20 protein-coding genes are annotated in these 23,732 nt (G+C 74.6%); 14 read left to right on the forward strand and 6 right to left on the reverse strand.

The features are described from left to right. Positions 1-2 precede the first annotated feature (2 nt). The 13 genes from ACJ6WD_RS08520 (at position 3) to ACJ6WD_RS08580 (ending at position 16,086) form a co-directional block, all read left to right on the forward strand. A complete protein-coding gene (locus ACJ6WD_RS08520) occupies positions 3-257 on the forward strand; it encodes a phosphopantetheine-binding protein (RefSeq protein ID WP_233655596.1) in 255 nt (84 codons plus the stop codon). Next, complete coding sequence (locus tag ACJ6WD_RS08525) at positions 254-1,588, forward strand: MFS transporter (RefSeq protein WP_407615422.1); 1,335 nt, start codon at positions 254-256, stop codon at positions 1,586-1,588. The genes ACJ6WD_RS08520 and ACJ6WD_RS08525 overlap by 4 nt, the downstream gene beginning before the upstream one ends. Beyond that, positions 1,585-4,683 carry an amino acid adenylation domain-containing protein gene (locus ACJ6WD_RS08530; RefSeq protein ID WP_407615423.1) on the forward strand — a complete coding sequence of 1,033 codons (3,099 nt, stop codon included), beginning with the start codon at positions 1,585-1,587 and terminating at the stop codon, positions 4,681-4,683. Before ACJ6WD_RS08525 ends, ACJ6WD_RS08530 begins: the two co-directional genes overlap by 4 nt. Beyond that, entirely contained in the window at positions 4,680-5,000 is a 321-nt protein-coding gene (locus tag ACJ6WD_RS08535; RefSeq protein ID WP_233655593.1) for a hypothetical protein, read from the forward strand. Before ACJ6WD_RS08530 ends, ACJ6WD_RS08535 begins: the two co-directional genes overlap by 4 nt. A 20-nt stretch (positions 5,001-5,020) precedes the next feature. Beyond that, positions 5,021-6,220: a lactate 2-monooxygenase gene (locus ACJ6WD_RS08540; protein ID WP_407615424.1), complete on the forward strand. Its 1,200-nt coding sequence runs from the start codon at positions 5,021-5,023 to the stop codon at positions 6,218-6,220. Then, the gene (locus ACJ6WD_RS08545; protein ID WP_407615425.1) at positions 6,217-8,190 is read left to right on the forward strand and encodes a CocE/NonD family hydrolase; all 1,974 of its coding nucleotides are present in this window, start codon (positions 6,217-6,219) and stop codon (positions 8,188-8,190) included. Before ACJ6WD_RS08540 ends, ACJ6WD_RS08545 begins: the two co-directional genes overlap by 4 nt. Positions 8,191-8,258: 68 nt before the next feature. Next, positions 8,259-9,221, forward strand: a complete 963-nt coding sequence (locus ACJ6WD_RS08550) for a GNAT family N-acetyltransferase (RefSeq protein WP_376446008.1) — start codon at positions 8,259-8,261, stop codon at positions 9,219-9,221. A gap of 238 nt (positions 9,222-9,459) precedes the next feature. Then, the gene (locus ACJ6WD_RS08555) at positions 9,460-9,903 is read left to right on the forward strand and encodes a hypothetical protein (protein ID WP_233655589.1); all 444 of its coding nucleotides are present in this window, start codon (positions 9,460-9,462) and stop codon (positions 9,901-9,903) included. A gap of 108 nt (positions 9,904-10,011) precedes the next feature. Further along, entirely contained in the window at positions 10,012-10,368 is a 357-nt protein-coding gene (locus ACJ6WD_RS08560; RefSeq protein ID WP_233655588.1) for a hypothetical protein, read from the forward strand. Between the two features lie 282 nt (positions 10,369-10,650). Continuing rightward, complete coding sequence (locus ACJ6WD_RS08565) at positions 10,651-12,504, forward strand: protein kinase domain-containing protein (RefSeq protein ID WP_407615426.1); 1,854 nt, start codon at positions 10,651-10,653, stop codon at positions 12,502-12,504. Positions 12,505-12,782: 278 nt separating this feature from the next. Continuing rightward, complete coding sequence (locus ACJ6WD_RS08570) at positions 12,783-15,278, forward strand: hypothetical protein (protein WP_407615427.1); 2,496 nt, start codon at positions 12,783-12,785, stop codon at positions 15,276-15,278. Between the two features lie 152 nt (positions 15,279-15,430). Continuing rightward, on the forward strand, positions 15,431-15,802 hold the full coding sequence (locus ACJ6WD_RS08575) for a VOC family protein (protein ID WP_275467125.1): 372 nt from the start codon (positions 15,431-15,433) through the stop codon (positions 15,800-15,802). Positions 15,803-15,996: 194 nt separating this feature from the next. Then, the gene (locus ACJ6WD_RS08580) at positions 15,997-16,086 is read left to right on the forward strand and encodes a K(+)-transporting ATPase subunit F (protein WP_233655584.1); all 90 of its coding nucleotides are present in this window, start codon (positions 15,997-15,999) and stop codon (positions 16,084-16,086) included. 21 nt (positions 16,087-16,107) lie between these two features. Here the strand turns inward: ACJ6WD_RS08580 and ACJ6WD_RS08585 are convergent, their stop codons facing one another. From ACJ6WD_RS08585 to ACJ6WD_RS08605, 5 genes are all read right to left on the reverse strand, one after another. Continuing rightward, on the reverse strand, positions 16,108-17,676 hold the full coding sequence (locus tag ACJ6WD_RS08585) for a Na+/H+ antiporter (protein WP_233655583.1): 1,569 nt from the start codon (positions 17,674-17,676) through the stop codon (positions 16,108-16,110). A 170-nt stretch (positions 17,677-17,846) separates the two neighbouring features. Then, positions 17,847-18,272, reverse strand: a complete 426-nt coding sequence (locus ACJ6WD_RS08590) for a DUF3592 domain-containing protein (protein ID WP_331248286.1) — start codon at positions 18,270-18,272, stop codon at positions 17,847-17,849. An 86-nt stretch (positions 18,273-18,358) separates the two neighbouring features. Further along, entirely contained in the window at positions 18,359-20,899 is a 2,541-nt protein-coding gene (locus tag ACJ6WD_RS08595; RefSeq protein WP_233655581.1) for an ATP-binding protein, read from the reverse strand. A 199-nt stretch (positions 20,900-21,098) separates the two neighbouring features. Further along, positions 21,099-21,329 carry a hypothetical protein gene (locus ACJ6WD_RS08600; RefSeq protein WP_233655580.1) on the reverse strand — a complete coding sequence of 77 codons (231 nt, stop codon included), beginning with the start codon at positions 21,327-21,329 and terminating at the stop codon, positions 21,099-21,101. Then, a complete protein-coding gene (locus ACJ6WD_RS08605) occupies positions 21,326-22,123 on the reverse strand; it encodes a hypothetical protein (protein WP_376437053.1) in 798 nt (265 codons plus the stop codon). Before ACJ6WD_RS08605 ends, ACJ6WD_RS08600 begins: the two co-directional genes overlap by 4 nt. A 197-nt stretch (positions 22,124-22,320) precedes the next feature. Between ACJ6WD_RS08605 and ACJ6WD_RS08610 the strand changes: the two genes are divergently transcribed. Then, entirely contained in the window at positions 22,321-23,067 is a 747-nt protein-coding gene (locus tag ACJ6WD_RS08610) for a DUF4118 domain-containing protein (protein ID WP_233655578.1), read from the forward strand. On the opposite strand, the gene kdpC is transcribed toward ACJ6WD_RS08610, so the two are convergent. After that, a complete protein-coding gene (kdpC, locus tag ACJ6WD_RS08615; RefSeq protein WP_331248284.1) occupies positions 23,048-23,716 on the reverse strand; it encodes a potassium-transporting ATPase subunit KdpC in 669 nt (222 codons plus the stop codon). The genes ACJ6WD_RS08610 and kdpC overlap by 20 nt on opposite strands. Between the last annotated feature and the right edge of the window lie 16 nt (positions 23,717-23,732).

Genomic DNA, 23,732 nt, shown 5'->3' on the forward strand with positions numbered 1-23,732 from the left:
GCATGTCACCTGTCGAGGAGAGGATCGCCGCGATCTGGCGGGAGATCCTGGGCCCGGACCTGGCGCCCGACACGGCGATCGGCGTCGAGGACGACTTCTTCGCCCTGGGCGGCACGTCCCTCCAGGCCATGGCCCTGGTGCAGCGACTGCGCGAGGAGTTCGGGATCCCCCTGGGGCTGAGCGCGGTCGTGGCGGACGCCACCCTGGGCGGGGTCGGCGCCGCGGTCACCAGCGGCGGGGGAGCCGTTCGGTCATGAAGTGGGAGTCTGTGGCCGCCCTGGGCACACTGCCGCCCCGCACGCGGGTGGTGATGGGCGCCAACCTGATCAGCTCGGTGGGCACCGGACTCGTACAGCCCTTCCTCGTCCTGTACCTGACCCGGGTGCGCGGCCTGTCGGTGGGCACCGCCACCGCCGTCATCTCGGTCATCGCGCTCGCGTCGCTGGTCGGCGGCCCGCTCGCGGGCCGCCTCGCCGACGGCTTCGGCATCCGCCGCACGGCGGCCCTGGCCATGGCCACCGCCGCCGTCGGCACCAGCGGCTTCGCACTGGTGACGACGGTGCGGGGCGCCGTCCTCGCCGGCTCGCTCTACGGGCTGGCCTACGGCGCGATGCTCTCCGTGTGGAACGTCGTCATCGCCGGCAGCACCGAGGGCCGGACCCGCTCCGCCGCCTTCGGCCTGCAGTTCGTCGCGCTCAACGCCGGCGTCGGACTCGGCGGCGTGCTGGGCGGTCTCTTCGCCTCGACCGCCGACCCCGGCCGTTTCCAGTGGCTGTACGTGACCGACGGGCTGTCGTTCCTGCTGGCCGGGGCGTTGCTGGTGGCCGCCGTGGGCAGGCCGCGGTCGGCGGCGCCGACCGGCCCGGTCCCCGGCCGCACGGCCGACGTCGCCGGGCGGGGCTACGGTGCGGTGCTGCGCGACCGCCAGTTGCTCAAGGTCCTGGCACTGACCCTCGCGCTCATGGTGGTCGGCTACGGCCAACTGGAGTCCAGCATCCCGGGACTGGTCGCGGTCCAGGGCCTGGACGCCCGCGTCATGGCCTGGGCGTTCGTGGCCAACACCTGCTGCATCGTGCTCATCCAGGCCCTGGCCGTCACCCGGATCTCCCGGACCGGGCCCGCCGCACTGCTCGCCGCCACGGCAACCAGCTGGGCCGGCTGCTGGCTGCTGCTCCTCCTGGCGATGACCAGCGGACGGCCGGCCCTCGAAGCCGCCCTGGTCGTCGGCGCGCTGGCGGTCTTCGCCGTCGGCGAGGCGCTGCTGGCCGTCGCACTGCCCACGCTCGTCAACGGCCTGGCCCCCGAAGCGCTGCGCGGCCGGTACAACGGCGCCTACTCGGCGGCGATGTCCGCGGGCCTGGTACTCGGCCCGCTGCTGGGCGGACGGCTGCTGGCCGGCACCCACGCCTGGCTGCTGCCGGTCGTCCTGGGACTGGGCTGCCTGGCGTGCGTCGGGGGCGCGCTGCGCCTGGGGCGGCAGGCGTCGACGGCGCCCGTGGCGCCCCGGGCGACCCCGGACGCGCGCACCGAGGAGACGCCCGGGGCACCGGACCTACTGGAGCACGTGGAAGGTGGAGGGGTGCGATGACGGACCGACCGGGCAGCGGACACGGCGGGGGCACGATCCACGGGGTGTTCCGGCAACGCGCCGCCGAACGACCGGACGCCCCCGCGCTCATCCACCGGGACACCAGCGTCAGCTACCGGACGCTGGACCGGGCCTCGGACGCCTTCGCGGCCGAACTCGCCCGCGCCGGCGTGGGCCCCGGTGACGTGGTGCCGGTACTGATGCCGCGGTCACCGCGGTGCGTCGCGACCGTGCTCGCGGTGCTCAAACGCGGTGCCGCCTACGCGGCCCTGGACCCGCGCTGGCCCCGCTCCCGGGTGGCGCAACTGGTGGCGCGGACCGACGCCCCGCTGCTCGCCGCGGCCCCGTCCCACGCGCAGGGCTGGTCACGCCCGGTGTGGGTCCCCGAGGCCGATCTGGGAGAGGTGGCCGCCCGGCCCGCCGTGGACCTCGACGCGCCGCCGGTCCGGGAGACGGACACCGCGTGCCTCTTCTTCACCTCGGGCAGCACCGGCCGCCCCAAGGGAGTGTTGTCCCCGCACGCCGGCACGGTCCGACTGTTCGCCCCGGCCCGCTTCATGAGCGTCGGCCCCGGCACGGTCATGCCGCAGGCCGCCCCGCTGCCCTGGGACGCCGCCTCGCTGGAACTCTGGTCGATGCTGCTGGGCGGCGGCACCAGCGTGCTGGTCGACGAGCCCTACCTGACCGCGGACGCGCTCCGCACCCTCGTCCGGAACGCCGGACTCAACACCCTCTGGCTCACCGCCTCGATCTTCCACATGCTCGTCGAGGAGGACCTCGGCTGCTTCGACGGCGTACGGCAGTTGTTGGTGGGTGGCGAACGGCTCTCGCCCGCGCACGTCCACCGCTTCGTCGCCGCGCACCCCGACACCGCGCTGGTGAACGGGTACGGGCCCGTCGAGTCCACCGTCTTCACCACGACCCACCGGATCACTCCCGCCGACTGCGCCGCGGGTGGTGAGATCCCCGTGGGCCGCCCGGTGGCCCGTACCGAGGTGTTCGTCCTGGACGAGCGGTCGCGGCCGTGCCCGCCGGGCAGCACCGGTGAGATCTGCGTGGCCGGCGCCGGCCTCGCCAACGGCTACCTGGCCGATCCCGCCCAGACCGCGAAGAGCTTCACCGAGATCGAGATCGCCCCCGACGGCCCGCGCCGGATCTACCGCACCGGGGACCTCGGCCACTTCTCGGCCGACGGCGTGCTGCACTACGCCGGCCGGGCCGACCGGCAGGTCAAGGTGCGCGGGCACCGCATCGAACCCGGCGAGGTGGAGGCCCGGATCGCCGCGCTCCCGGGCGTCGGCCGCTGCGTCGTCGTCCCCCTCATGGAACGGGGCGTCTGCGTGGGGCTGGCCGCGGCGTACACCCCGGCGGCGGGGGCGCCGGTGCCGGCGGACACGGTCCGCGACGCCCTGGCCGCCCGGCTGCCGGAGTACCTGGTGCCCCGGGCCCTCGCCGCCGTGGACACGTTCCCGCTGACCCGCAACGGCAAGTTGGACACCGACGCGCTCCTGGAACTGGTGACGCGGCGCACCGGCCCTCGCCCCCCGACCGCCCCTGGCCCCCGCCCCGACGACGCCTCGGTCACCGGCCAGGTGGCGCACGCCTTCGCCGAGACCCTGGGAACCGGGGGAGCCGTTCCGCACGACGCCTCCTTCTTCGCACTGGGCGGGGACTCACTGGACGGCGCCCGCCTGTGCGTGCGGATCGGCGCGCGCACCGGCGTCCCGGTCCCGGCCTCCGTGCTCATCGCCGGCCCGACCGTACGGGAGTTGGCGCACTGGATCGAGGCCCGGGCGGGCGACGCGGAGGACCCCGACCGGCCGGCCCCCGGGGAGCCGCTGCCGTTGCTGCCCGCGCAGCACGGCTTCCTCTACGCACAACAGCTGGACCCGACCGACACCTCGTCCCACTGCGAGCTGATCTGGCGGGCGAGCGGGGACTTCGTCCCCCGGGCGTTCCGGGCCGCGGTGGCGGACGTGCACCGGCGCCACCAGGCCCTGCACGCCCGGTACGTCTTCGACCGACGGCCCGTCGCGCTCCTCGACGGGCCGCCCACGCCGGTGCCGACGATCCAACTGGCCCCGGCCGCCGACCAGGAAGCGGGCCTGCTGACGATCCGCAGGGAACTCGCGCGCCCCCTGGACATCGCCGCCGGCGAGAACTGGCGCTGCGCCGTCGCACCCCTGGCAACCGGCCGCGAGTGGCTGCTGGGACTCGTCCTCCACCACATCGCCTTCGACGGCGGTTCCGTCCGCCCCTTGGCCGACGACCTGTCGGCGGCCTACGCCGCCCGCCTGCGGCACCGGGCACCGGACACCGCGCCGCCGCCCGCGCTGGCTGCCGTCCTCGCCGGCGCCCGGGCCCAGGTGAACGGGGCCGCGCTGGCCGAGCAGCGGGCCTTCTGGCGCGCGGAGTTGACCGGCGTGCCGCCGCTCACCGTCCCGGAATCGGCCGCCGCCGACGAGGCACCCGGGGCCGCCTTCCGGATTCCGGCCGCCGACTGGGCCGCGCTGGAGGCCCGCGCCCACGGCTGGGGCAGCACCCGCTTCGCGGTCGCGCTGGCCGCCTACGCCGAGGCGCTCGCCGCCGTCTCCGGCGACCGCGACCTGGCGATCGGCGCCCCGCTCGCCAAGCGCTACCACCCCGACACCGCCGACGCCGTCGGCTGCCTCATCGACGTCGTCTGCTTCCGGATGCGCCCGGCCGGCGACGGCACGGCGGACCGGGTGCCCGCCCTCCTGGCCGGCGTGCACGCGGCGCTGGCCGCGCAGGACGTGCCGTTCGAGGAGGTCGTGCGGCTGGCCGCCGACCCGGCCCGGGACCGCTCCCGGCACCCGCTGTTCCAGACCCTGTTCGCGGTGCAGAGCGCCCCGCCCCAGCACCTCGCGCTCGACGGCTGCCGGACGGCCTTCGTCGGGCCCCGGTCCGACCGCGCCCTGCACGAACTGGAGGTGGAGGTGTGGCCGGAGGACGACGGCGGCGCGGAAGTGCTGCTCGGACACCAACCGGGCACCCCCGCCCGGTTCGTCGCCGAGGTGGCCGCGGCCTACCGGCGACTGCTCCGGGAACTGGCCGGCGGGGCGGACCCCACATGAGCGAGCGCCCCGCCCCCGCGCGCCGCGAAGCCGCCGACCAGGACCCCGAGCGGCACGGCGAGCGCCTGCGCGAGTTGGACCGCGACATCATCAGGCTGATCCAGCTGCGCGTCCGCGAGGACCGGCTGCTCCAGGGCGCCCGCCGCACGGCCGGCCTCCCGCGCACCGACCTGGCACGGGAGAACGCCGTACTGCGCGGCTACCGCGAGGCACTGGGGCCGGCCGGTGCCCAACTGGCCCTGCTTCTGATCGGCATGACCCGCCGCCCGGACCAGACCGCGGGCGGCCGGGAGGAACGCACGTCACACGAACCCTGACGCCACATGGAGGAGCACGCATGGCAGAGTCCCGCACCGGATTCGCGGACTACCAGTTCGAGATCTACCTGAGGGGGCTTCAGGACCAGGTCCCGCCGTTCACCACGGACCTGTCGGCCCTGGAGGAGGTGGCCCGCGACCGGATGGGCCCCCAGCCCCACGGGTACGTCGCCGGAGCGGCCGGTACCGGGGCCACCGCCCGCGCCAACCGCGCCGCGTTCGACGGCCACCGCCTCGTTCCGCGCATGCTCCGCGACGCCACCGAACGCGACCTGCGCACCACCGTGCTCGGCAGCGAACTGGCCGCCCCGGTACTGCTGGCCCCCATCGGGGTGCAGACCGTCGTGCACCCGGACGGCGAGTTGGCCACCGCCCGGGCGGCGCAGGCCACGGGCGTCCCGATGGTGTTGAGCACCGCCTCCTCGCACACCATCGAGGAGGCCGCCCGGGCCAACGGAGACGGCCAGCGCTGGTTCCAGCTGTACTGGCCGCACGACGACGAGGTGACCGCCAGCATCCTGGCGCGGGCCCGCGCCGCGGGTTACACCACCCTCGTCGTCACGCTGGACACCTGGCAGTTGGCGTGGCGCCCGCGCGACCTGGACCAGGCGTACCTGCCGTTCATCCGCGGCAACGGCGTGGCCATCCCGTTGTCCGACCCGGTCTTCCGCTCCCGGCTCGACCGCCCGGCCGAGGAGGACCCGCAGGCGGCGGCCCTGCAATGGCTGCCGATCTTCAGCGGCAAGGCGCACACCTGGGACGAACTGGGCTTCCTCCGCGAGCACTGGGACGGCCCGATCGTCCTCAAGGGCATCGTGCACCCGCAGGACGCCCGCCGGGCCGTGGCCGCGGGCATGGACGGCGTGCTGGTCTCCAACCACGGCGGGCGCCAGGTCGACGGCGCGGTCGCCGCCCTCGACGCGCTCGTCGACGTGGTGGCCGAGGTCGGCGACGAGACGGAGGTGCTCTTCGACTCCGGCGTCCGCAGCGGCGCGGACGTCGTCAAGGCGCTGGCGCTTGGCGCCCGGGCCGTCCTGCTCGGCCGCCCCTACGTCTACGGGCTGGGCCTCGGCGGGGCCGACGGCGTCCAGCACGTCGTGCGCAGCCTGCTCGCCGACCTCGACCTGACGATGGGCCTCGTCGGCTGCACCCGGGTGGCGGAGATCGGCCCGGACCTGCTGCACCGGCCCGCCCCGGCGACCGGGGGGAGCCGACGGTGAAGCGCCGCTTAACCCGCTCCCGCCGGCCGGCGGCGACCGCCACCGCCGCCCTCGCGCTGGCCCTGACCCCGCTGCTCCTCGCCGCCCCCGCCGCCCCGGCCGACGCCGCCCGCTCCGCGAGCCGCACCACCACCGGCGCGCCCGCCGCCGCGACCACGACCGGCCAGTGGCCCCCGTCTACCGGCCGGGGCCCGTGCCCGGTCCGCAAGACCACCGACGTCGGCGCCACCATGCGGGACGGCACCGTCCTGCGCGCGGACGTCTACCGGCCGGTCACCGGCGACAAGGTCCCGGTCATCCTGATGCGGACCCAGTACGGCAAGGCCGAAGCCGAGGTGCAGCCGTCGAGTTACCAGTCGCCGGAGTGGTTCGCCTCGCACTGCTACCTCGTGGTGATCCAGGACGTCCGCGGCCAGTACGCGTCGGACGGCGACTTCTACGAGTTCGCCAACGAGGGCCACGACGGCTACGACAGCGTGGAGTGGGCCGCCCGGCTGCCCGGCTCCAACGGCCGGGTGGGCATGTACGGCTCCTCCTATGTCGGGGCCACCCAGTGGCTCGCCGCCCAGGAGCGCCCGCCGCACCTGAAGACCATCGTGCCGGCGCTGACCTCCGACGACTACTACGAGGGCTGGAACTACGAGGGCGGCGCGTTCCGGCTGAACTTCGTCATCCCGTGGGCGATGCGCAAGATCGTCCCGTCGGCCGCCGCCAACCGGGGCGACCGGGCCACCTACGACCAGGTCAACCGGGACTACCAGGACGTGAGCAAGTGGCTGGCCACCGCCCCGTACGACGCCTTCCGGCCCTTCCACCCCGGTGACCCGAAGGTCGCCCCGTACTTCTTCGACTGGATCAAGCACCCCACGTACGACGACTACTGGCGCCGATGGGCCCCCAAGGAGCACTACGGCAAGGTCGACATCCCCGTCCTGAACTACGCGGGCTGGTACGACGCCTTCCTGGACGGCTCGGTGAAGAACTACCAGGGGATGGTGGCGCGGGCCGGCTCGCCCGGCGCCCGGGACAACCAGCGGCTGGTCATCGGCCCCTGGGACCACACCGGCTGGGGCCGCCCCACCAGCGCCCCCGCACCCCTGCTCAAGGCGATCGGGCCGGCCGGGAACAGCCCGATCGACGAGATGATGCTCGCCTGGTGGGACCACCACCTCAAGGGCAGGGACAACGGCGTCGGACGGCGCGGCGTCGACTACTTCGTGATGGGCGCCAACCGGTGGCGCACGTCCCCCGCCTGGCCGCTGCCGCAGACCCGGTGGCAGGACTACTACCTGGGCAGCACCGGCCACGCGGCGGGCAACACCCAGGACGGCACGCTCTCCACCGCGCCACCGAACTCCGGCGCGCCGGCCGACCACTACACCTACGACCCGCGCAACCCGGTGCCGAGCGTCGGCGGCCACTCCTGCTGCACCGCGGCGATCAGCACCCAGGGCCCGTACGACCAACAGCAGATCGAGCAGCGCCCGGACGTCGCCGTCTACACGGGCGCGCCGTTGACGCGGGACACCGAGGTCACCGGACCGATCACCGTCACGCTGTACGCCGCGACGTCGGCCCCGGACACCGACTGGACCGCCAAACTCGTCGACGTGCACCCCGACGGCACCGCCGTCAACCTCAACAGCGGCATCGTGCGCGCCAGTTACCGCGCCTCGACGAGCGACCCGCAACCCGTCGTCCCGGGCAAGGTGTACGCGTACACGATCAAGGTGTGGCCGACCAGCAACCTGTTCCGCAAGGGCCACCGCATCCGGCTCGACATCTCCTCCAGCGACTACCCGCAGTTCGACCCGAACCCCAGCACCGGCAGCTGGCTGGGCCGGTCCACGGCCCGCCGGACCGCGCACCAGACATTGCTGCACGACGCGGCGTACCCCTCCAAGGTCACGCTGCCGGTGATCCCGGACGGCGGCGCGGCCGTGGGCAGCACCACGCCGCCGCAAAAGTAGAGTCGGCGCCGACCGCGCCGCCGCAGACGGAACCCACGACGACGACCGCACCGACGGAAAGGCAGGGCATGTACCACGTACGCCGGGCCCGCACGGCCGACCACTCCACGCTCGTGGAGTGCGTCCAGAAGTGGTGGGGCGATTCCCGCACCCCCGAACAGGCGCGGGAGCTGTCGCTCCTGCTCCCGCGGCTGTTCCTCCAGCACTTCGCCGGGACCAGTCTGATCCTGGAGGACGAGACCGGGATCCGGGCGTTCCTGGTCGGCTTCCACTCCGCCGACGACGGGCACCGGGCGTACGTCCACTTCGTCGGCGTGGACCCGCAGTTGCGCCAGCAGGGCATCGCCCGCCGGCTCTACACCCGCTTCTTCGAGCGGGCCGCCGCGGCCGGCCGCACCGAGGTGTCCGCCATCACCTCACCGCACAACACCGGCTCCATCGCCTTCCACAAGGCCATGGGGTTCGAGCTGGACCCCGGTGACCACGAGGTCGACGGTGTGCCCGTGCACCGCGACTACGACGGGCCCGAGCAGCACCGGGTGGTCTTCCGCAAGAAGCTCGACGCTCCGACCGCGGCGGTCCTGGAGCCGTTCACGACCCGCGCGGCGAAGCCGGAGGACTTCGACGCCCTCGTCGGTGTGGTCGACGACTGGTGGGGCCGCCCCGCCTCCCGCGACCTGACGCGGGTCTTCGTCAGCCACTTCTTCGAGACCAGCCTGATCGCCGAGCGGGACGGCGAACTGGCCGGATTCGTCATCGGATTCCTCTCCCCGTCCAAGCCCGAGGAGGCGTACATCCACTTCACCGGCGTCGCCCCCGCATGGCGCCGCACCGGCCTCGGCCGCCACCTCTACGAACGCTTCTTCGAGCGGGCGCGTGCCGACGGCCGCACCCTCGTCAAGGCGATCACCTCGCCCCAGAACGCCCGCTCCATCGCCTTCCACAACGCCATGGGCTTCACCAACTCCGCCCCGATCGCGGACTACGACGGCCCCGAGCTGGACCGGGTCACCTTCACCCGCCCGCTCTGAACGAGCGTTCCGGGCCCGCCGGGCCCCGCCGAGCAGCACCTGTGACGTGCCGCTCCGCGGGGCCCGGCGGCGCGTTCCGGACGGGAGCGGCGCAGCGGCGGTTCCCTCCCGTTGGCATGGGGTCACACATACGACCCATAGCCGGAACGAGTGGAATAACGGATACTTTCCCCTCTCTCCCGAATGTCCCGATCTCTCCCAGGGGATCCCTTCCCCGGAAGAGCGTTGGGAGATCCGCATGCGTGACACCGCCAGCACCGGCCGCTCAGCGGCGACCGGCGGCTGCCGCATGCTCCTCCTCCTGGCGCTGCTGGCCCTGCTCTTCACCGCCCTGGCCGCCGGCTACGCCGACGCCACGGCGTCCGGAGCCGGCGCCTGTCCCACGCGGATCAGCGCCCCGGCTCCCGAGGACGCCGCGGAGCGGACCTGCGACACCACGGGCCACGTACTGGCGCCGTCGCGGGGCGACGCGCACCACCCGCCGGGCAACGGCTTCCGGCGGTTGTGCCACGCCACCGCCTGCCATCTGCGCCCGCACGTCCCGACCGGAGCGAACGGCAAGGCCCTGCGGGAATCGTCGGCCGCGGAGTGTCTGGACGCGCCGGGCCAGGCCGGCCCTTGGGCCGTGCTCCCGGCCGCAGCCACCGGCCTGCCCACGCGGATGACCGTGCTGCGCTGCTGAGCGGACCTGGTCGCGCACCCCACCCCGACCTCCCCGCAATGCGGCGGACGGGGCACGCGCGGCCCGTCGCACCAGCATCCACGCCATCCGCACCGCAGGAGTTCCGGCATGCCCGTCGACGTCTTCGCCGCCCTCAGCGCGCTCGTGCGCGCCGAGGCCCGCCGCAACACACCCCGACCCCAGCCCCACCCGCCGACCCCGTCCGCACCGGCCGACGAGCCGGAGCCGCCGGGCCCGGCGGCCCCCGTCCCCCCGCAACACGCCACCCCGCCCGCCCGGCCGCACCCCGAGCCCACCGCCCCCACCCCGCTCCGCGCAGCCTCGCCCTCCGTACCCGAAGCCGACCTGTCCGCGGCGGGGCCACCGCGCCCCAAGCTGCTGCGCAAGCTGTTGGCCCTCGTCGCCGCGTGGGTCCGCCGTCGCCGGAACGGTTCCGCCGAGCGTCGCCCGGCGCCCGAATCCTGACGGACCGGCGCGCCCGCCACGCGGGCGCGCACCGCGCCGGATGAGTGCCGGCGCGGCGGGACGGACGTCCGGTGTCCCGGTCGCCGAACCGCCGCGCCCCCGGCCCGCCCCCGTCACCGTGAGACGGTGCAGACCTGGCCGAGCGGAGTAAATCCGCTGCAATCAGGGGGAGTTGTCCGGTCCGCTCGCAGCTCCGTCCGGGCCGGACCTCCCCGTGGGGCGTGCCGCGACGGCCGTGACCGGGGGCGTTCCGTCGCTCCGTCGTTCGATAGCCTTCCGGGCATGACCAACAAGGGGGAGGGGTTCGACCTCGACGGCAGCGGCGCGGAGCCGCTGGGCGAGGCGGACCCGCAACGGATCGGCACCATCCGACTGGTGGGCAAGCTCGGCTCCGGCGGGATGGGCCGGGTGTACCTGGGGTTGCTGGACGGGCGCTACGCGGCCGTCAAACAGGTCCTGCCGCTGCTCGCCGAAGACGAGGCGTTCCTGCGGCACTTCGGGCACGAGTTGGACAACCTTTCGCGGCTGCCGGCGGAGGCGACGGCGCCCCTGCTCGCGAGCGACCGCGACGCCCGACCGCCGTGGTTCGCCACCGCGTACGTCCCGGGGCTCACCCTGAGCGAGGCGGTCGAGCGGCACGGCGGCCGACTGCCCGCCGACGCCCTGTGGCGGCTGCTGCGTGCGGCGGCCGTCGGCCTGAAGAGCGTCCAGACCCACGAGATGGTGCACCGGGACCTCAAGCCGTCGAACGTCATGCTGACCCTCGACGGGGTCACGCTCATCGACTTCGGGGTCGCCCGGGCCGTCGACCAGAGCCGGTTGACGCAGACCGGCATGATCGTGGGCACGCCCGCCTACATGTCGCCCGAACAAGCCTCGGGCAAGCGGCGGTTGACCGGTGCGACGGACGTGTTCGCGCTCGGGTCGCTGCTCGCGTTCGCGGCCAGCGGCAACCCGCCCTTCGGGGACGGGGCCGGTCTGGGCACGCTGTACCGCATCGTGCACGACGAGCCGGACCTCGACCCGGTGCGGGACCTGGACCCGGAACTGGCCCGCGTCGTCGCCTCCTGCCTGGACAAGGATCCCGAGGCACGCCCCACGGCGGCCGAGCTCCACCAGCTGGCCGTGGAACGGCAGGCGTCCGGGGCCGCCTGGCCGTCGTCGGTCGCGGAACGACTGGCCGAACGTGCCGCCTTCGCGGCCGCGGTGCCCCGGATCGAGGACGCCGAGACCCCGGCCGAGGACGCCCGGACCACCGTCCTCGCGGCACCCGGCAGGCCCGCGGGGACCGTGCCCGCCGCGCCGCCGGAGCCGGTGGTGCAGGGCCCGCACACCCCGCCGGCGGCGTCCACCCCGCCCCGACCCGTCCGCGAGCGGCGACGCAAACGCCTCCTGCTCGCCGTCGTTCCGGTCATCGTCGTGGGCGGCGGGACCACCCTCGCCCTGCAACTCCTGCCGAACGCGTCGACGCTGCACGACGACGGCCGGCCGGCGCCGTCCCCGTCGGTCTCCGCCCAGCTCCACCCGACGGCCCCCTCCTCGGGGGCCGGCCGAGCCGGCGGCCCTTCGGGTCGGCCCACGCCGGGGCAGTCTTCGCAACCCGGCGGATCGGACGGGACCACCGGGGCCGCCGGCCCAGGAGGCGACCAGGGCGCCTCGTCGGGTTCCCGGCAGGACCCGGGTGGCGGCGGTGGTGCGACGGGCGGTGCCGGGGGATCGGCCGGTGCCGGCGGGACGGCGACCGGGCAGCCGTCGCAGGCCCCCGCGCCGGCCGGGTACCAGCGGCTCAAGAACGGCGGCAACGGCCGGTGCCTGATCGAGACGGCCTACGGCAACACCCCGGCCATCGGCGACTGCACGGGCGACCCGTCCGCCTCGTGGACGTACCACCGCGCATCGGCCGGCACGTTCACCGTGGTCAACCGGCGCACCGGCGACTGCCTGACGGCGGGGATGCCCGGCAACAACGCCCTGTCGGTGACCTGCGGCGGAGCCGGCCAGGTGTGGCGCACCGGCGCCGGAGGGTCGCTGTACAGCGTGTCCAACGACCAGTGCCTCGACATCGTCTTCGGCGGCGGCGTGGCGACAGCGGCCTGCGAGCCCGGGAAGACGTCGCAGCGTTGGGGCGCTGCGTAGGCCGGTCCTCGGGCCCGGCCTGCCACTGCTGCGCCGACCGGGACGAGGCGCTCACGCACGCCGGCGACCGCGTGCACGAGCGGTCGGGCCGGGAGAGGCGTCAGTGGCGCCTCTCCCGTGGGCCGGAACTCCCCGTGACGGCAGGGGCGTTGCCTCGGCGCGGCCACTGTCAGTGGGCCGTGCCACGATCAAGAGCGACAGGGCCGGCGCGTACGGGGACCGATCCGTGCGGCGTGCGTTGCCGCGCCGGCCGTAGCCCCGCCGTGAAGGGACCGACCGTGAGCGACAGCTCCCGCTCCGCGCTCCGCCTGGCGCTCGGCCTGGCCGAGCCGGCCACCGCCGACGCGCTCGCCGAGCGCCTGCAGCGACACCTGCTCGCCCTCCTCTCCGACCGGTTGGGACTGCCCGCGGAGATCGTGGACGACCTGATGGGCGGGGACGCCGCGCGGATGCGTGCCGCGCTGGAGGCGGACCCCGTGGAGTGGCTCGCCGCGGCGGCCCGGACCGGTGATCCGTCGGTCGGCCGGGCGCTGTGGAACGCCGAGTACCGCGCCGACGACGGCAGTGCGGTGCGCGCGCTGGTGGACGCCCCCGGACTGCTGCCCGTCCTCCTGGACGCCGCCGACTTCTGGGACGCCCGTTGGTACGCCGACGACGGCATGCTGAAGATGGCCTACGACGCCGACGGCCCCCTCATGTCCCTCGCGTTGGCGCACGGGTTCGCGGGGCTGTCCGTCCTCGGCCTGGGCGCCTTCAACGCCTACCTCCCGCCACCCGCCGTCGTCGACGCCTGCCTGGACCTCCTCGGCCTCTGGGGCACCGTCGAACCCTTCGCCGACTTCCTCCAACTGCACGACCAGGCACCCACGATGAGCGCCTGCCACCCCTGGCTGCCGGACCTGCTGCGGGCGGCCCTGACCGCCCCCGACCCCGAGGCGCTGCTGCGGCGGCACCGGCCCACCGACGAGTGGGCCGACCCCGAGCACCGCTCCGCCCTGGCGGCGCTGCGCTGCGGATACGACGCGTTCCCGACCAAACCGGACGGCCTGGACTGGGAGCTGATCCGGCGCGAACACGCGCGCCTGCCGTTCTGCCGCGCCAACCTCCCCACCCACGACCAGTGGGCCGAGGATCCGCTGCTCCTGCTCGTCCGGTGGGAGGGCTGCCCGACCGAGCTCCTGGAGGAGAGCCTCCGCAACGACCCGACGGAGACCGCGCGGTGCGCCGCCGAGCTGCCGTTCGAGGTGTTCACCAGGCCCTGGGAGGGCGACGAGCGCAAGGCGCTGTTCCTCTACGGCCTGGAGCCCGGAATCCGTGCCGGCCGGCTGTCCGTCGAGCGGGTACTGGCCGAGGTCGGCCCGGCCGAAGCGGTGCTGACCTACCTGCCGCTCGACCACGAGCCGACCCGCAAGGCATTGGCGCACCACCTCGACGCGCTCGGTGCCGACCCGGCCAACTGGCTGACGTTCTACGCCCGTTTGAGCACCGCCCGCGGCAGCGTCACCGAGCTCATCGCCGACGCCACCGCGCCACACGGGCCCCGGAAGCGCCACACCACCTGGCCGCGAGCGGTCCCGGCGCAGTTCCCGCCCGAGGCGCCCGCGCACGCCCGGCCCACCTTCTTGAAGGCGTTCGCTTCCGTGCCCGAGGAAGTCCAGTGCGCGGTCGTCCCGCACTTCGACGCGCGGGCCGTCCAACAGCTCCTCGTCTTCCACGATCCGTCACCGACCGTCCGGGCCGCCGCGGTCTCCGCCCACGGCACGTCCGCGCAGGTGGCGATGGCCGCTTGGTACGCCCTTGCCGACGAGAAGCTCCAGTACCTCCTCGACCTCGACGACCCCGCGGTGGACGCGACGTTGTTCCGGTACGGCCGGCTCGACCGGGCCGAGAGCGCACGGATCCTGTCCGGTCGGCTCCGGTCCGGCGGCAGCCGGCCGGTCCCCGCAGAACTGCTCGCGGCCCTCGACGACCCCGACGCCGACCACGCCCGGACACGGTTGACGGCCGGCCTGGGCTCGGGCGACGTCCGTGTGGCCCGGCGGATCCTGGGCCGGCTCCGGACCCTGCACCTCCCGGCGTCCCGACTCCGGGTCCTGGTCGCCGTCTGGGAACACGGCGGTCCCGAGGCCGTCCGTGAGCTCCTGGCGACGGGCCACCTCCCGGTGACCCTCCGCCGCCGCACGCAGAAGCTGCTGGACGAGCCCGACGGCCTGGAGCGACTGCGCGCCGAACTCGCCGCGGCGGAGTCCCCGGCGGCCCTGCTGGCGTACCTCGGCGAGCCGACCGCCCGGCCCGGGGATCGGTTGCGGCGGCTGCGCAGCGAGGGCCTGGCACCGCCCTGGGGCGCCCTCGTCGCGGCGCGGGCCGCCGGCACCCTCGACGGTGCGTTGCTGGCCGCCCTGTTGCCGGCACCGGATTGCCCCCGCCCGCTGCTCCTGGCAGGGCTGGAAACCACCCCGGTCCACGGAGCGGACTGGCTGCGGCACGCGCTGGGCGATGGCCGCCTCACCCACACCGACCTCCTGACCAGGTCCGCACCGGCCCGCGCCGCCCTGCACAACCTCCAGCAGTACGCCGACCTCCACCGCCCCGACGAGCCCTCCGACGAGCCCTCCGGCGAGCCGCGGCGGCCCGTGTGCGCCCGGGCCGCGGACCTCACCCAGGAGCATCTGGGCGCGCACGTCGACGCCTGGGCCGGCTGCCTCCAGTTGCTGCCGACCTTCGCCGGGACGCTCCCCGAACTCCTCGTGAAGGCAGGTGAGTTGACCGGGTAGTCGCGGTGCCACCGCGCGCCGCCGCGCCGGTCCGCGGGCCGCCGGGTGGCGTCACGCGCTGGGGTGCCGGACCGCGACGGCCCCTTGGTCCCTGCTCGCGCGCACGAGGAATCCGCTGGACAGGGGCCCGGGACTGACCGATAGTCCGCCGCATGGCATCTCTCGTGCGACACCTCACCATCGACTGCTCCGACGCCTACCGCCTGGGACGGTTCTGGGCCGCGGTCCTCGACGGCTCGCTGGCCGACGACGACTTTCCGGGGGACCCCGAGGCGTTGGTCACCGCTCCCGGCTCCGCGTTGCTGTTCGTCACGGTGCCGGAGGCCAAGGCCGTCAAGAACCGGCTCCACGTGGACCTGCAGCCCGAAGACCGCTCGCGGGACGAGGAGGTGGAGCGGATCCTCGCCCTGGGCGCCTCGCTGGTGGGTGATCACCGCCGGCCCGACGGAACCGGCTGGGTGACCCTGGCCGACCCCGAGGGCAACGAGTTCTGCGTCGAACGCAGCGCCGCCGAACGGGCCTGACGCGGCGACGCCCGTCGTGCGACCGACGCCGTCGGCCGGGTCGCCGGCCGCGCCGTTCGGATTCCGTTAGGGAACGGGCGCCGGCCTGCACACCGGGCGGCGCCGGCCGCCACCGTGGAGCGGACCGCATCGGACGAACGCACGAGGAGACCCGTGGTGCAGAGCCGTGGTGGGACCGGGCCGGGGGTGGCGTGGTGAGCGCGGAGCGAATCGTGGGGGTGTTGGTGGCAGTGGCACTGGTGGGGTTGTTGGTGCTCGGCGTCAAGTTCCCGGACCGGTTCTGAGGTTCGCCCCGTTCGAGCGGGTCAGTCCTCGCCGAGTCCGGCCTCTTCGAGGTCCAGGCTCCGTTGCAGCCGACGCCGGGTGGTGTCGCTGATCTGGTGGTCCGCGTACAACCGCTGGAGCTGCGCGGATTCCGCGGCTATCACCGTGCGGCGCAGCGCCCGATAGGTGCTGGCCGAGGCCCAGGAGGACGGCGTGGCCTCGTCGTCCTGGCCGGCGTCGGCCTGGTCCAGGCGGGCCAGCAGCCCGCGGCGCAACTGGTCGACGAGCACGGCGGGTGCCGCCTCGGCCGCGTCGAGGCCGTCCAGGCACTCCAGTCCGGCCTTGGCGAGGCCGGCGCGGGCCCGGGCCTCTTCCCGGGCGGTGTGTTCCGGCTCCAGCGCGATCCCGGACCGGCGCACCACCGACGCGAGGGTGAAGCCCTGCAGCACGAGGGTGAACACGACCACGCCGGTGGTCAGGACGAGCACCAGGGGGCGGTGCGGCAGCGGACTGCCGTCATCGGCGGCCAACGGGATGGACAGCGCCGCCGCCAGGGGCATCACACCGCGGGTACCGGCCCAGGAGACCACCGCGGGAATGCGCCAGGTGACGGTGCCGTCGCCGCGGCGGCGCTGCATGACGGCGGAGAGCGGCAGCACCCCCAGCATCCGCACGGCGATCACGGTGCCGGCCACCGCGAGCACGCCCCACGGCCAACCGCGGTCTTCGGCACTCAACTGCCGTACCAGCGCCGGGAGTTCCAGACCGATCAGGGCGAACACCACACTCTCCAGGAGGAAGACCACCGTGCCGTAGACGGCGTGCACCTGGAGGCGGACGGCGGCAGTGGTCAGTTTGTGCCCGGTGCTGCCGAGGACCACCCCGGCGACCACGACCGCGGTGACGCCGGAGGCATGGACGTCCTCGGCGAGCACGTACGCGGCGTACGGCGTGACGAGGGCCACCACCGTCTCCAGGACCGGGTCCGCGGTCCGGCGCCGGATCAGCGCCACCACGGTGGCCACGGCGCCGCCGACCAATGCCCCGCCCCCGCCCAGGACCAGGAACTGGCCGCCGGCAGCGCTCCAGGAGACGGCGTGCGCCGCCACGGCCGTGCCCACCGCCACCTTGAACAGCACCAGGCTGGTGGCGTCGTTGAACAGGCTCTCGGACTGGACCAGGGCCTGTATCCGCGGCGGCAGCGCGATCTTGCGTCCGAGCGCCGTGACGGCGACCGGATCGGTGCTGGCCAGCACCGCGCCGAGGACGAACGCCATGGTGGGGGAGAGCGGCGTGACCACGGAGGCCACCACCCCCACGGCCGCCGCGGTGACCAGCACCAGACCGAAGGCGAGCACCGTCACCGGCCGCCACACCCGCCGCAGTTCGCGCCACGGCACCTCCTCTGCGGACGCGTGGAGCAGCGGCGGCAGCACCACCACGCTGATCACTTCCGGCGCGACCTGGACGCCCCGGAGCCAGGGCAGCAGCCCGACGAGGAGCCCGCCGACGACCAGCAACGAGGGGGCGGGGATCCGCCAGTGGCGGGCGCCGGTGGCCACCAGCGTGGCGAACGCGACGAGGAGGAGGATGGCAGTCAGGTCGGTCACGCGGTCGTCCCTCGTTGGCTCCGGCTGTCCTTGCACCGTCGCCGACCAGACTTCCCGGCACTCCGCGAGGCAACTTACCGGGTCGGGTCGGGTCCTGCCACCGTCCGTACGCACCCCGTTGACGATTCCGCCGGCGGGTCGACCGCGCGCACCGGACGCGCGGCCGCCGCTCACCCCCGCGCGGCAGCGACCGCGACCAGCGTCAGCGACAGCAGCAGGACGACCGCCCCGCCGGCGGTGAAGGCCCGCTCCAGCCCCAGGCCCTCCCGGCCCTGCACGACGACGGAGCGCGGGTCTTCGGGGTCGTAGCGCAGAAGCACCCGGTCACCGTCGTCGAGCCGGTGGCGGGCGGTCGGCGTCACGGGGCAGACGACCTCCACGACCCGGCCGTCCTCGGTCTCGAACTGGAGCAGCGGGCGAGGCCGGGGCGGCTCGACGGCACCCCGGCCCGGGGGCCGTTTGACCAGCGCCGCCACGCATGCCCCGGTCCGCTGCACCCGTCGCACCTGCCGGAGCCCGTGGATGCCGGCGAGCATCCCCAACAGACCGCCGAACGCGGCGATTCCCGCCAGTACGGCCACGGCGCCCGTGCCCATCGACCCGCCTCCTGTGGTCGGCCTTCCGTCTGGTGTTCCGTCGTGCGCCCGACCGGCGCGCCCGCCGGCCGGGCTAGTCGGCCGCCCTAGTCGGCCTCGACCGCTTCCACCGCGTCCCCCGCCGTCGCGGCGCGCAGCGAGAGGACCATGGTCAGTCCGCCGCCCGGGGTGTCTTCGGGGCTCAGGGTGCCGCCCATCGCCTCCGCCAGGCCGCGGGAGAGCGCCAGGCCCAGTCCCAGGCCGCTGGTGTTGTCGCGGTCGCCCAGCCGTTGGAAGGGCACGAAGATCCGGTCGCGGTCCTCCGGGCGCAGTCCGGGTCCCCGGTCGATGACCCGCAGCTCCACCCGCGGGCCCATCGCGCTGGCGGTGATCAGCACCGACTCCGCCGCGCCGGAGTGGCGCACCGCGTTGGTGACGAGGTTGGCGATGACCCGTTCCAGCAGCGGCGGGTCGGCGAGGACGTCGCAGACCTCCGCCAGGCCGCGGGAGGCGATCCGCACCGGCGCGGCGGCCAGGGTGGCCAGGGACAGCGGCAGTACGTCGGCGAAGGCGGTGGGCTGGAGGTGCAGCGAAAGGGCGCCGGCCCGGAGCCGGCTCATGTCGAGCAGGTTGTCCACCAGGCGGTTGAGTTCGATGAGCGAGTCCTCGGCGGTGGCCAGCAGTTCGCCGCGCTCCGCGGCGGTGAAGGCCACGTCGGTGCTGCGCAGCGAGCTGATCGCGGCCCGGCCGCTGGCCAGCGGAGTGCGCAGGTCGTGGCTGACCGCGGCCAGCAGCGCGGTGCGCAGGCGGTCCGCCGCCTTGACGGGTTCGACCTCGGCGGCGGCCTCCATCAGGCGTGCGTGGTCGAGGGCGGCGGCGAGGTGGGCGGCGAAGGCGGTCAGCACGCGGTGTTCGGAGGCCGGCAGGCGGCGGCCGCGCAGGACGAGGAGGCGATCCGGTCCCGCGGGCACCTTCACCAGCCCTTCGGCCTCCTCCTCCGCCTCGGTCCCGGGCTCCTGTTCGGCGCGCGGTACGAGTTCGGCCGACGCCATGCCGAACGTCTCCCGGGTGCGTTCCAGCAGTACCGAGACCCCCTGGTCGCCGCGGAGGATGGTGCCGGCCATGGAGGACAGCGTCTCGGCCTCCGCGGTGGCGCTGGCGGCGCGCCGGGACAGCCGCAGGGAGCGGTCCACCAGGGCCGCCACGGTGACGGCCACCAGTGCGAAGACCGCGAGTGCCAGCGCGTTGTTGGCCTCGGTGATGGTGAATTCGCGGCTGGGCGGGATGAAGTAGTAGTTGAGCAGCAGTGAGGCGGTGAGGGAGGCGAGCAGCGCGGAGACCACACCGCCCAGACAGGCCACGCCGACGACCGTGGCCAGGAAGAGCAGGGCCTCGCTGGTCAGGTTGAGCGGGCCCCGGATGTGGGTGAGGACGGCGGTCAGCACGAAGGGCAGGACCAGGCCGGCGACCGGGCCGGCGATGCGGCGGGCGTGCGGGAGCTGGCGGCCGGGGATCGACAGGCGCTGGCCGCGGCCGGCCCGCTCGTGGGTGACCATGTGGACGTCGATGTCGCCGGACAGTTCGACGGTGTCCTCCCCGATGCCGCGCGGCGCCACCAGCCGGGAGAACCAGCTGCGGCGGCTGGTGCCCAGTACGAGTTGGGTGGCGTTCTCGGCGCGTGCGAAGTCCAGCAGCGCGGTGGGCACGTGGTCGCCGACCACCGAGTGGTAGCTGCCGCCCAGGCTCTCGACCAGGGCGCGTTGTTTGGCGAGTGCGGCGGGGGAGGCGTAGGCCAGGCCGTCGCTGCGGGCGACGTGCACGGCGAGCAGGTCGCCGCCGGACGAGCGGTCCGCGATCCGCTCCGCGCGGCGGATCAGGGTCTCGCCCTCGGGGCCGCCGGTCAGCGCCACCACGACGCGTTCGCGGGTTTCCCAGACGGTGCCGATGCCGTGCTCGGAACGGTACTTCTGGAGGGTCTCGTCGACCCGTCCCGCGACCCACAGCAGAGCGAGTTCCCTCAGGGCCGTCAGGTTGCCGATGCGGAAGTAGTGCGCGAGCGCGGCGTCCACCTTCTCCGGTTGGTAGATGTTGCCGTGCGCCATCCGCCGGCGGAGCGCCTCGGCGGGCATGTCCACCAGCTCGATCTGATCGGCGCGGCGGACCACCTCGTCGGGCACCGTCTCCCGCTGCGGCACGCCGGTGATCTTCTCGACCACGTCGTTGAGCGATTCCAGGTGCTGCACGTTGACGGTGGTGACCACGTCGATGCCGGCGGCCAGCAGTTCGTCGATGTCCTGCCAGCGCTTGGCGTTGCGGCCGCCGGGCACGTTGGTGTGCGGCAGTTCGTCGACGAGGGCGACCGCGGGGCCGCGGGCGAGGACGGCGTCCAGGTCCAGTTCGCTGAAGGTGCTGCCGCGGTAGGCGCGGTGCAGTCTGGGCACCACCTCCAGCCCGTCGAGCATCTCCTCGGTGTGCTGCCGGCCGTGGCACTCGGCGTAGGCCACCACCACGTCGGTGCCGCGCCGGAGACGGCGGCGTCCCTCGTCCAACATCCGGTACGTCTTGCCGACCCCGGGGGCGGCGCCGAGGAAGACCTTGAGCTTCCCCTGTCGTTCGCCCGCTGCCTCGGCCGTTACTCTCGGCGCCACTGAAGGCCCCTCCCTCACCCTGCCTGCACGGCCCCACGACGCCTGGTTCGGCGAGGGGGACCTCGGGCGGCCCAGCGGACATGGGTTGTCCGACATGGTCACACCGTGCCGGACGGAGCACGGTGGAACGCGGCGATGTTGACGTTTTCCTGATTCGGCCGCGTGGACGGGCCGGCTGGGGAGGCTCGGTGACGGTCCGTCAACGACGGTTGCGGCGCGCCACGTCGAGCAGCAGGACGGCGCCGAAGCCGGCCATCAGCAGCAGACCGAGCAGGACGGCCAGCCATCCGCCGGGCGCGGCGCCGGCGCACAGCGCCACGGCACCGACGAGGAGCACCGACACCACGGACGCGGCGATCTTCCAGTCGTCACCGATGAGGAAGGCGTACCAGAAGCGGGCGAAGCCCTTGACGAGCCGCAGGACGCTCACGGTGCCTCCTCGATGCCGTTCGGCCCGGTGCGGTCGGGGCGGCGGGCGAGGGCGGGCGCGATCCGGATCAGCAGCCGGGTGACAACGAACCAGGCCGCGATCAGCACGGGGATCGCCCAGTCCCGGCCGAACCACGCGAGGCTCGTCCCGCCGGCCGTGAAGACGCCGAGCCCCGCCACCGCCCAGTAGGTGCCGAAGCTCGCCAGCAGCAGCCCGACGCCGTACTTGAGGGTGTTCTCCGGCACCCGGGAGAGCGGGCGGTGGGCGAAGAACCCGGCGACCGCCACGCAGACCGCGGCGGCGGCCGCGGTGCCGGCCGCCACCGGCACGTCGTGGGCGCTGGTCCCGAAGGTGATCACGATGAAGACGATCTCCACGCCCTCCAGGAAGACGCCCTTGAGCGAGACCGTGAAGGCGAACCAGTCCAGTCCGAGGCGGGTGGCCGGCCCGGCGCCGCGGGCCGCGGAGGTCTGCTCGGCGAAGGCGGCCTCCTCGTCGTGCCGCGGCTTGAGCCCGGCGCCGCGCAGGACCGCCTTGCGCAGCCATTGCAGGCCGAAGACCAGCAGCAGGGCGCCGACGGTCAGTTGCAGGGCGGCCTTGGGCAGCCAGGTGGCGAGCGCGTAGCCCGCCGCCGCGGTGAAGGCCGCGAGCGCCACCGCGGCCGCGGCGGTACCGGCCCAGGCGGACCGCCAGCCCCGGGTCATGCCCATCGCCATGACGATGGTCAGCGCCTCCACCGCCTCGACCACCGAGGCCAGGAAGACCGCCACCACCATTCCGTACGTCGCGCCCATCCAGGCACCTCTTCCCGCGGGACGTGCCCGCCCAGAATGCCGGAATGCGGCCGGGCCGCGCAGCGGTCCGCGCGGCGCGCCGGCCGAAGTGCACCGCGCCGCCCGTCACGGGGCCCGTCAAGGCCGCGTCAAAGCCGGACCGCGACCGGTCCGGAACCGGCGGCCGGCGCTTACACCTGAGGTGGAGGTGAGCTTCCATGGTGCGCTACCTCAGCCGCGACCGGGTCGCCCTCGCTGCCGCCCTCGTGCTCCCACCGGCCGGCTGTGCACTGCTGCTGCCGTTCCGCGGTTGGCTGTCCAACACCAACGCGGCCCTGCTGCTGGTCGTCGTGGTGGTGGCGGTCGCCGTGCTGGGCCACCGGCTCGCCGGTGCGCTGGCGGCGCTGTCCGCCGCGGTGTGGTTCGACTTCTTCCTGACCCGGCCCTACGAACGGTTCGCGATCACCAAGTCCGCCGACCTCGCCACCGCGGTGCTGCTCCTCGTGGTCGGCGTCGCGGTCTCCCAGCTGGCCGCCCGCACCCGGGAACTGACGGTGATCGCGATCACCGACGACGACTACCTGGCGCAGATCCACCACACCGCCCGGCTCGTGGAGAGCGCCGCCGGCCCGGACGCCGTCGTCGACCACGTGCGGCACCAGTTGGTGGGACTGCTGGGGCTGAGCGGCTGCCGGTTCGAGTACGGCACGCTCATCGGGCACCCGCCGCGGCTCCTGGAGGACGGTTCGCTCACGTGGGGCCGCCGCCGCTGGGACGCCGACCGGGACGGCCTGCCGGCGGAGGAGGTGGAGTTGCGGGTGAGCCGCGGGGGACGCTTCCACGGCCGGTTCATGCTGCGGGGCGCCCCGGGCAGCGTGCCGCCGCTGGCCGCGCGGCTGGTCGCGGTCACCTTGGCCAACCAGGTCGGGGCGGCCTTCGAAGCCGTCACCCCCGCGCGCTCCTGAGCCCGGCGCCGCCCCGACCGGCCGCGTCGGCCAGCGCCTGGTTGAGCGACACGACGTTGACGTACGGCTGCCCCAGGAATCCCAGGTCGCGCCCGTGCAGGTGACGGCCGACCAGGCGCCGGACCAGGGCGGGGGAGAGCTGCCTGGCACGGGCCACCCGCGGGACCTGCTGGTACGCGTATGCCGGGGAGACCGCCGGGTCCAGGCCGGAGCCGCTGCCCGTGACGGCGTCCGCGGGGACGGCCGCCGAGGGCACCCCGTCGAAGACGGCGACCGCCGCCCGGCGGGCCCGGACCGTCGCGGTCAGTACGGGGTTGGTCGGGCCGAGGTTGGTGGCGCCCGAGTTGCCGGCGTCGTAGCCGCTGGCGGAGGGCCGGGGCTGGAACCAGCGGGGGTCGGGCAGCGGGCCCCGCCGCCCCGTGCGGGGGATGCGCTGGCGCAGGGAGAAGTCCTGGCCGAGCAGGCGCGAGCCCACCACCGTGCCGTGCGCCGTCAGCAACGACCCGTTGGCCCGGTCGGCCAGCCCGGCCTGTGCGATGCCGGTGACGAGGAGGGGGTAGCCGATGCCGGTGAGCACGGTGAACACCAGCAGCATCCGCAGCGCCGCCAGGTGGTGGCGGAGCACGACGGGAAGGGCGGTGCGCGCCACGTCCGTTCTCCTCTCC

The organism is Streptomyces sp. VTCC 41912, assembly GCF_045799175.1.
Taxonomy (GTDB): Bacteria; Actinomycetota; Actinomycetes; order Streptomycetales; family Streptomycetaceae; genus Streptomyces; species Streptomyces albulus_C.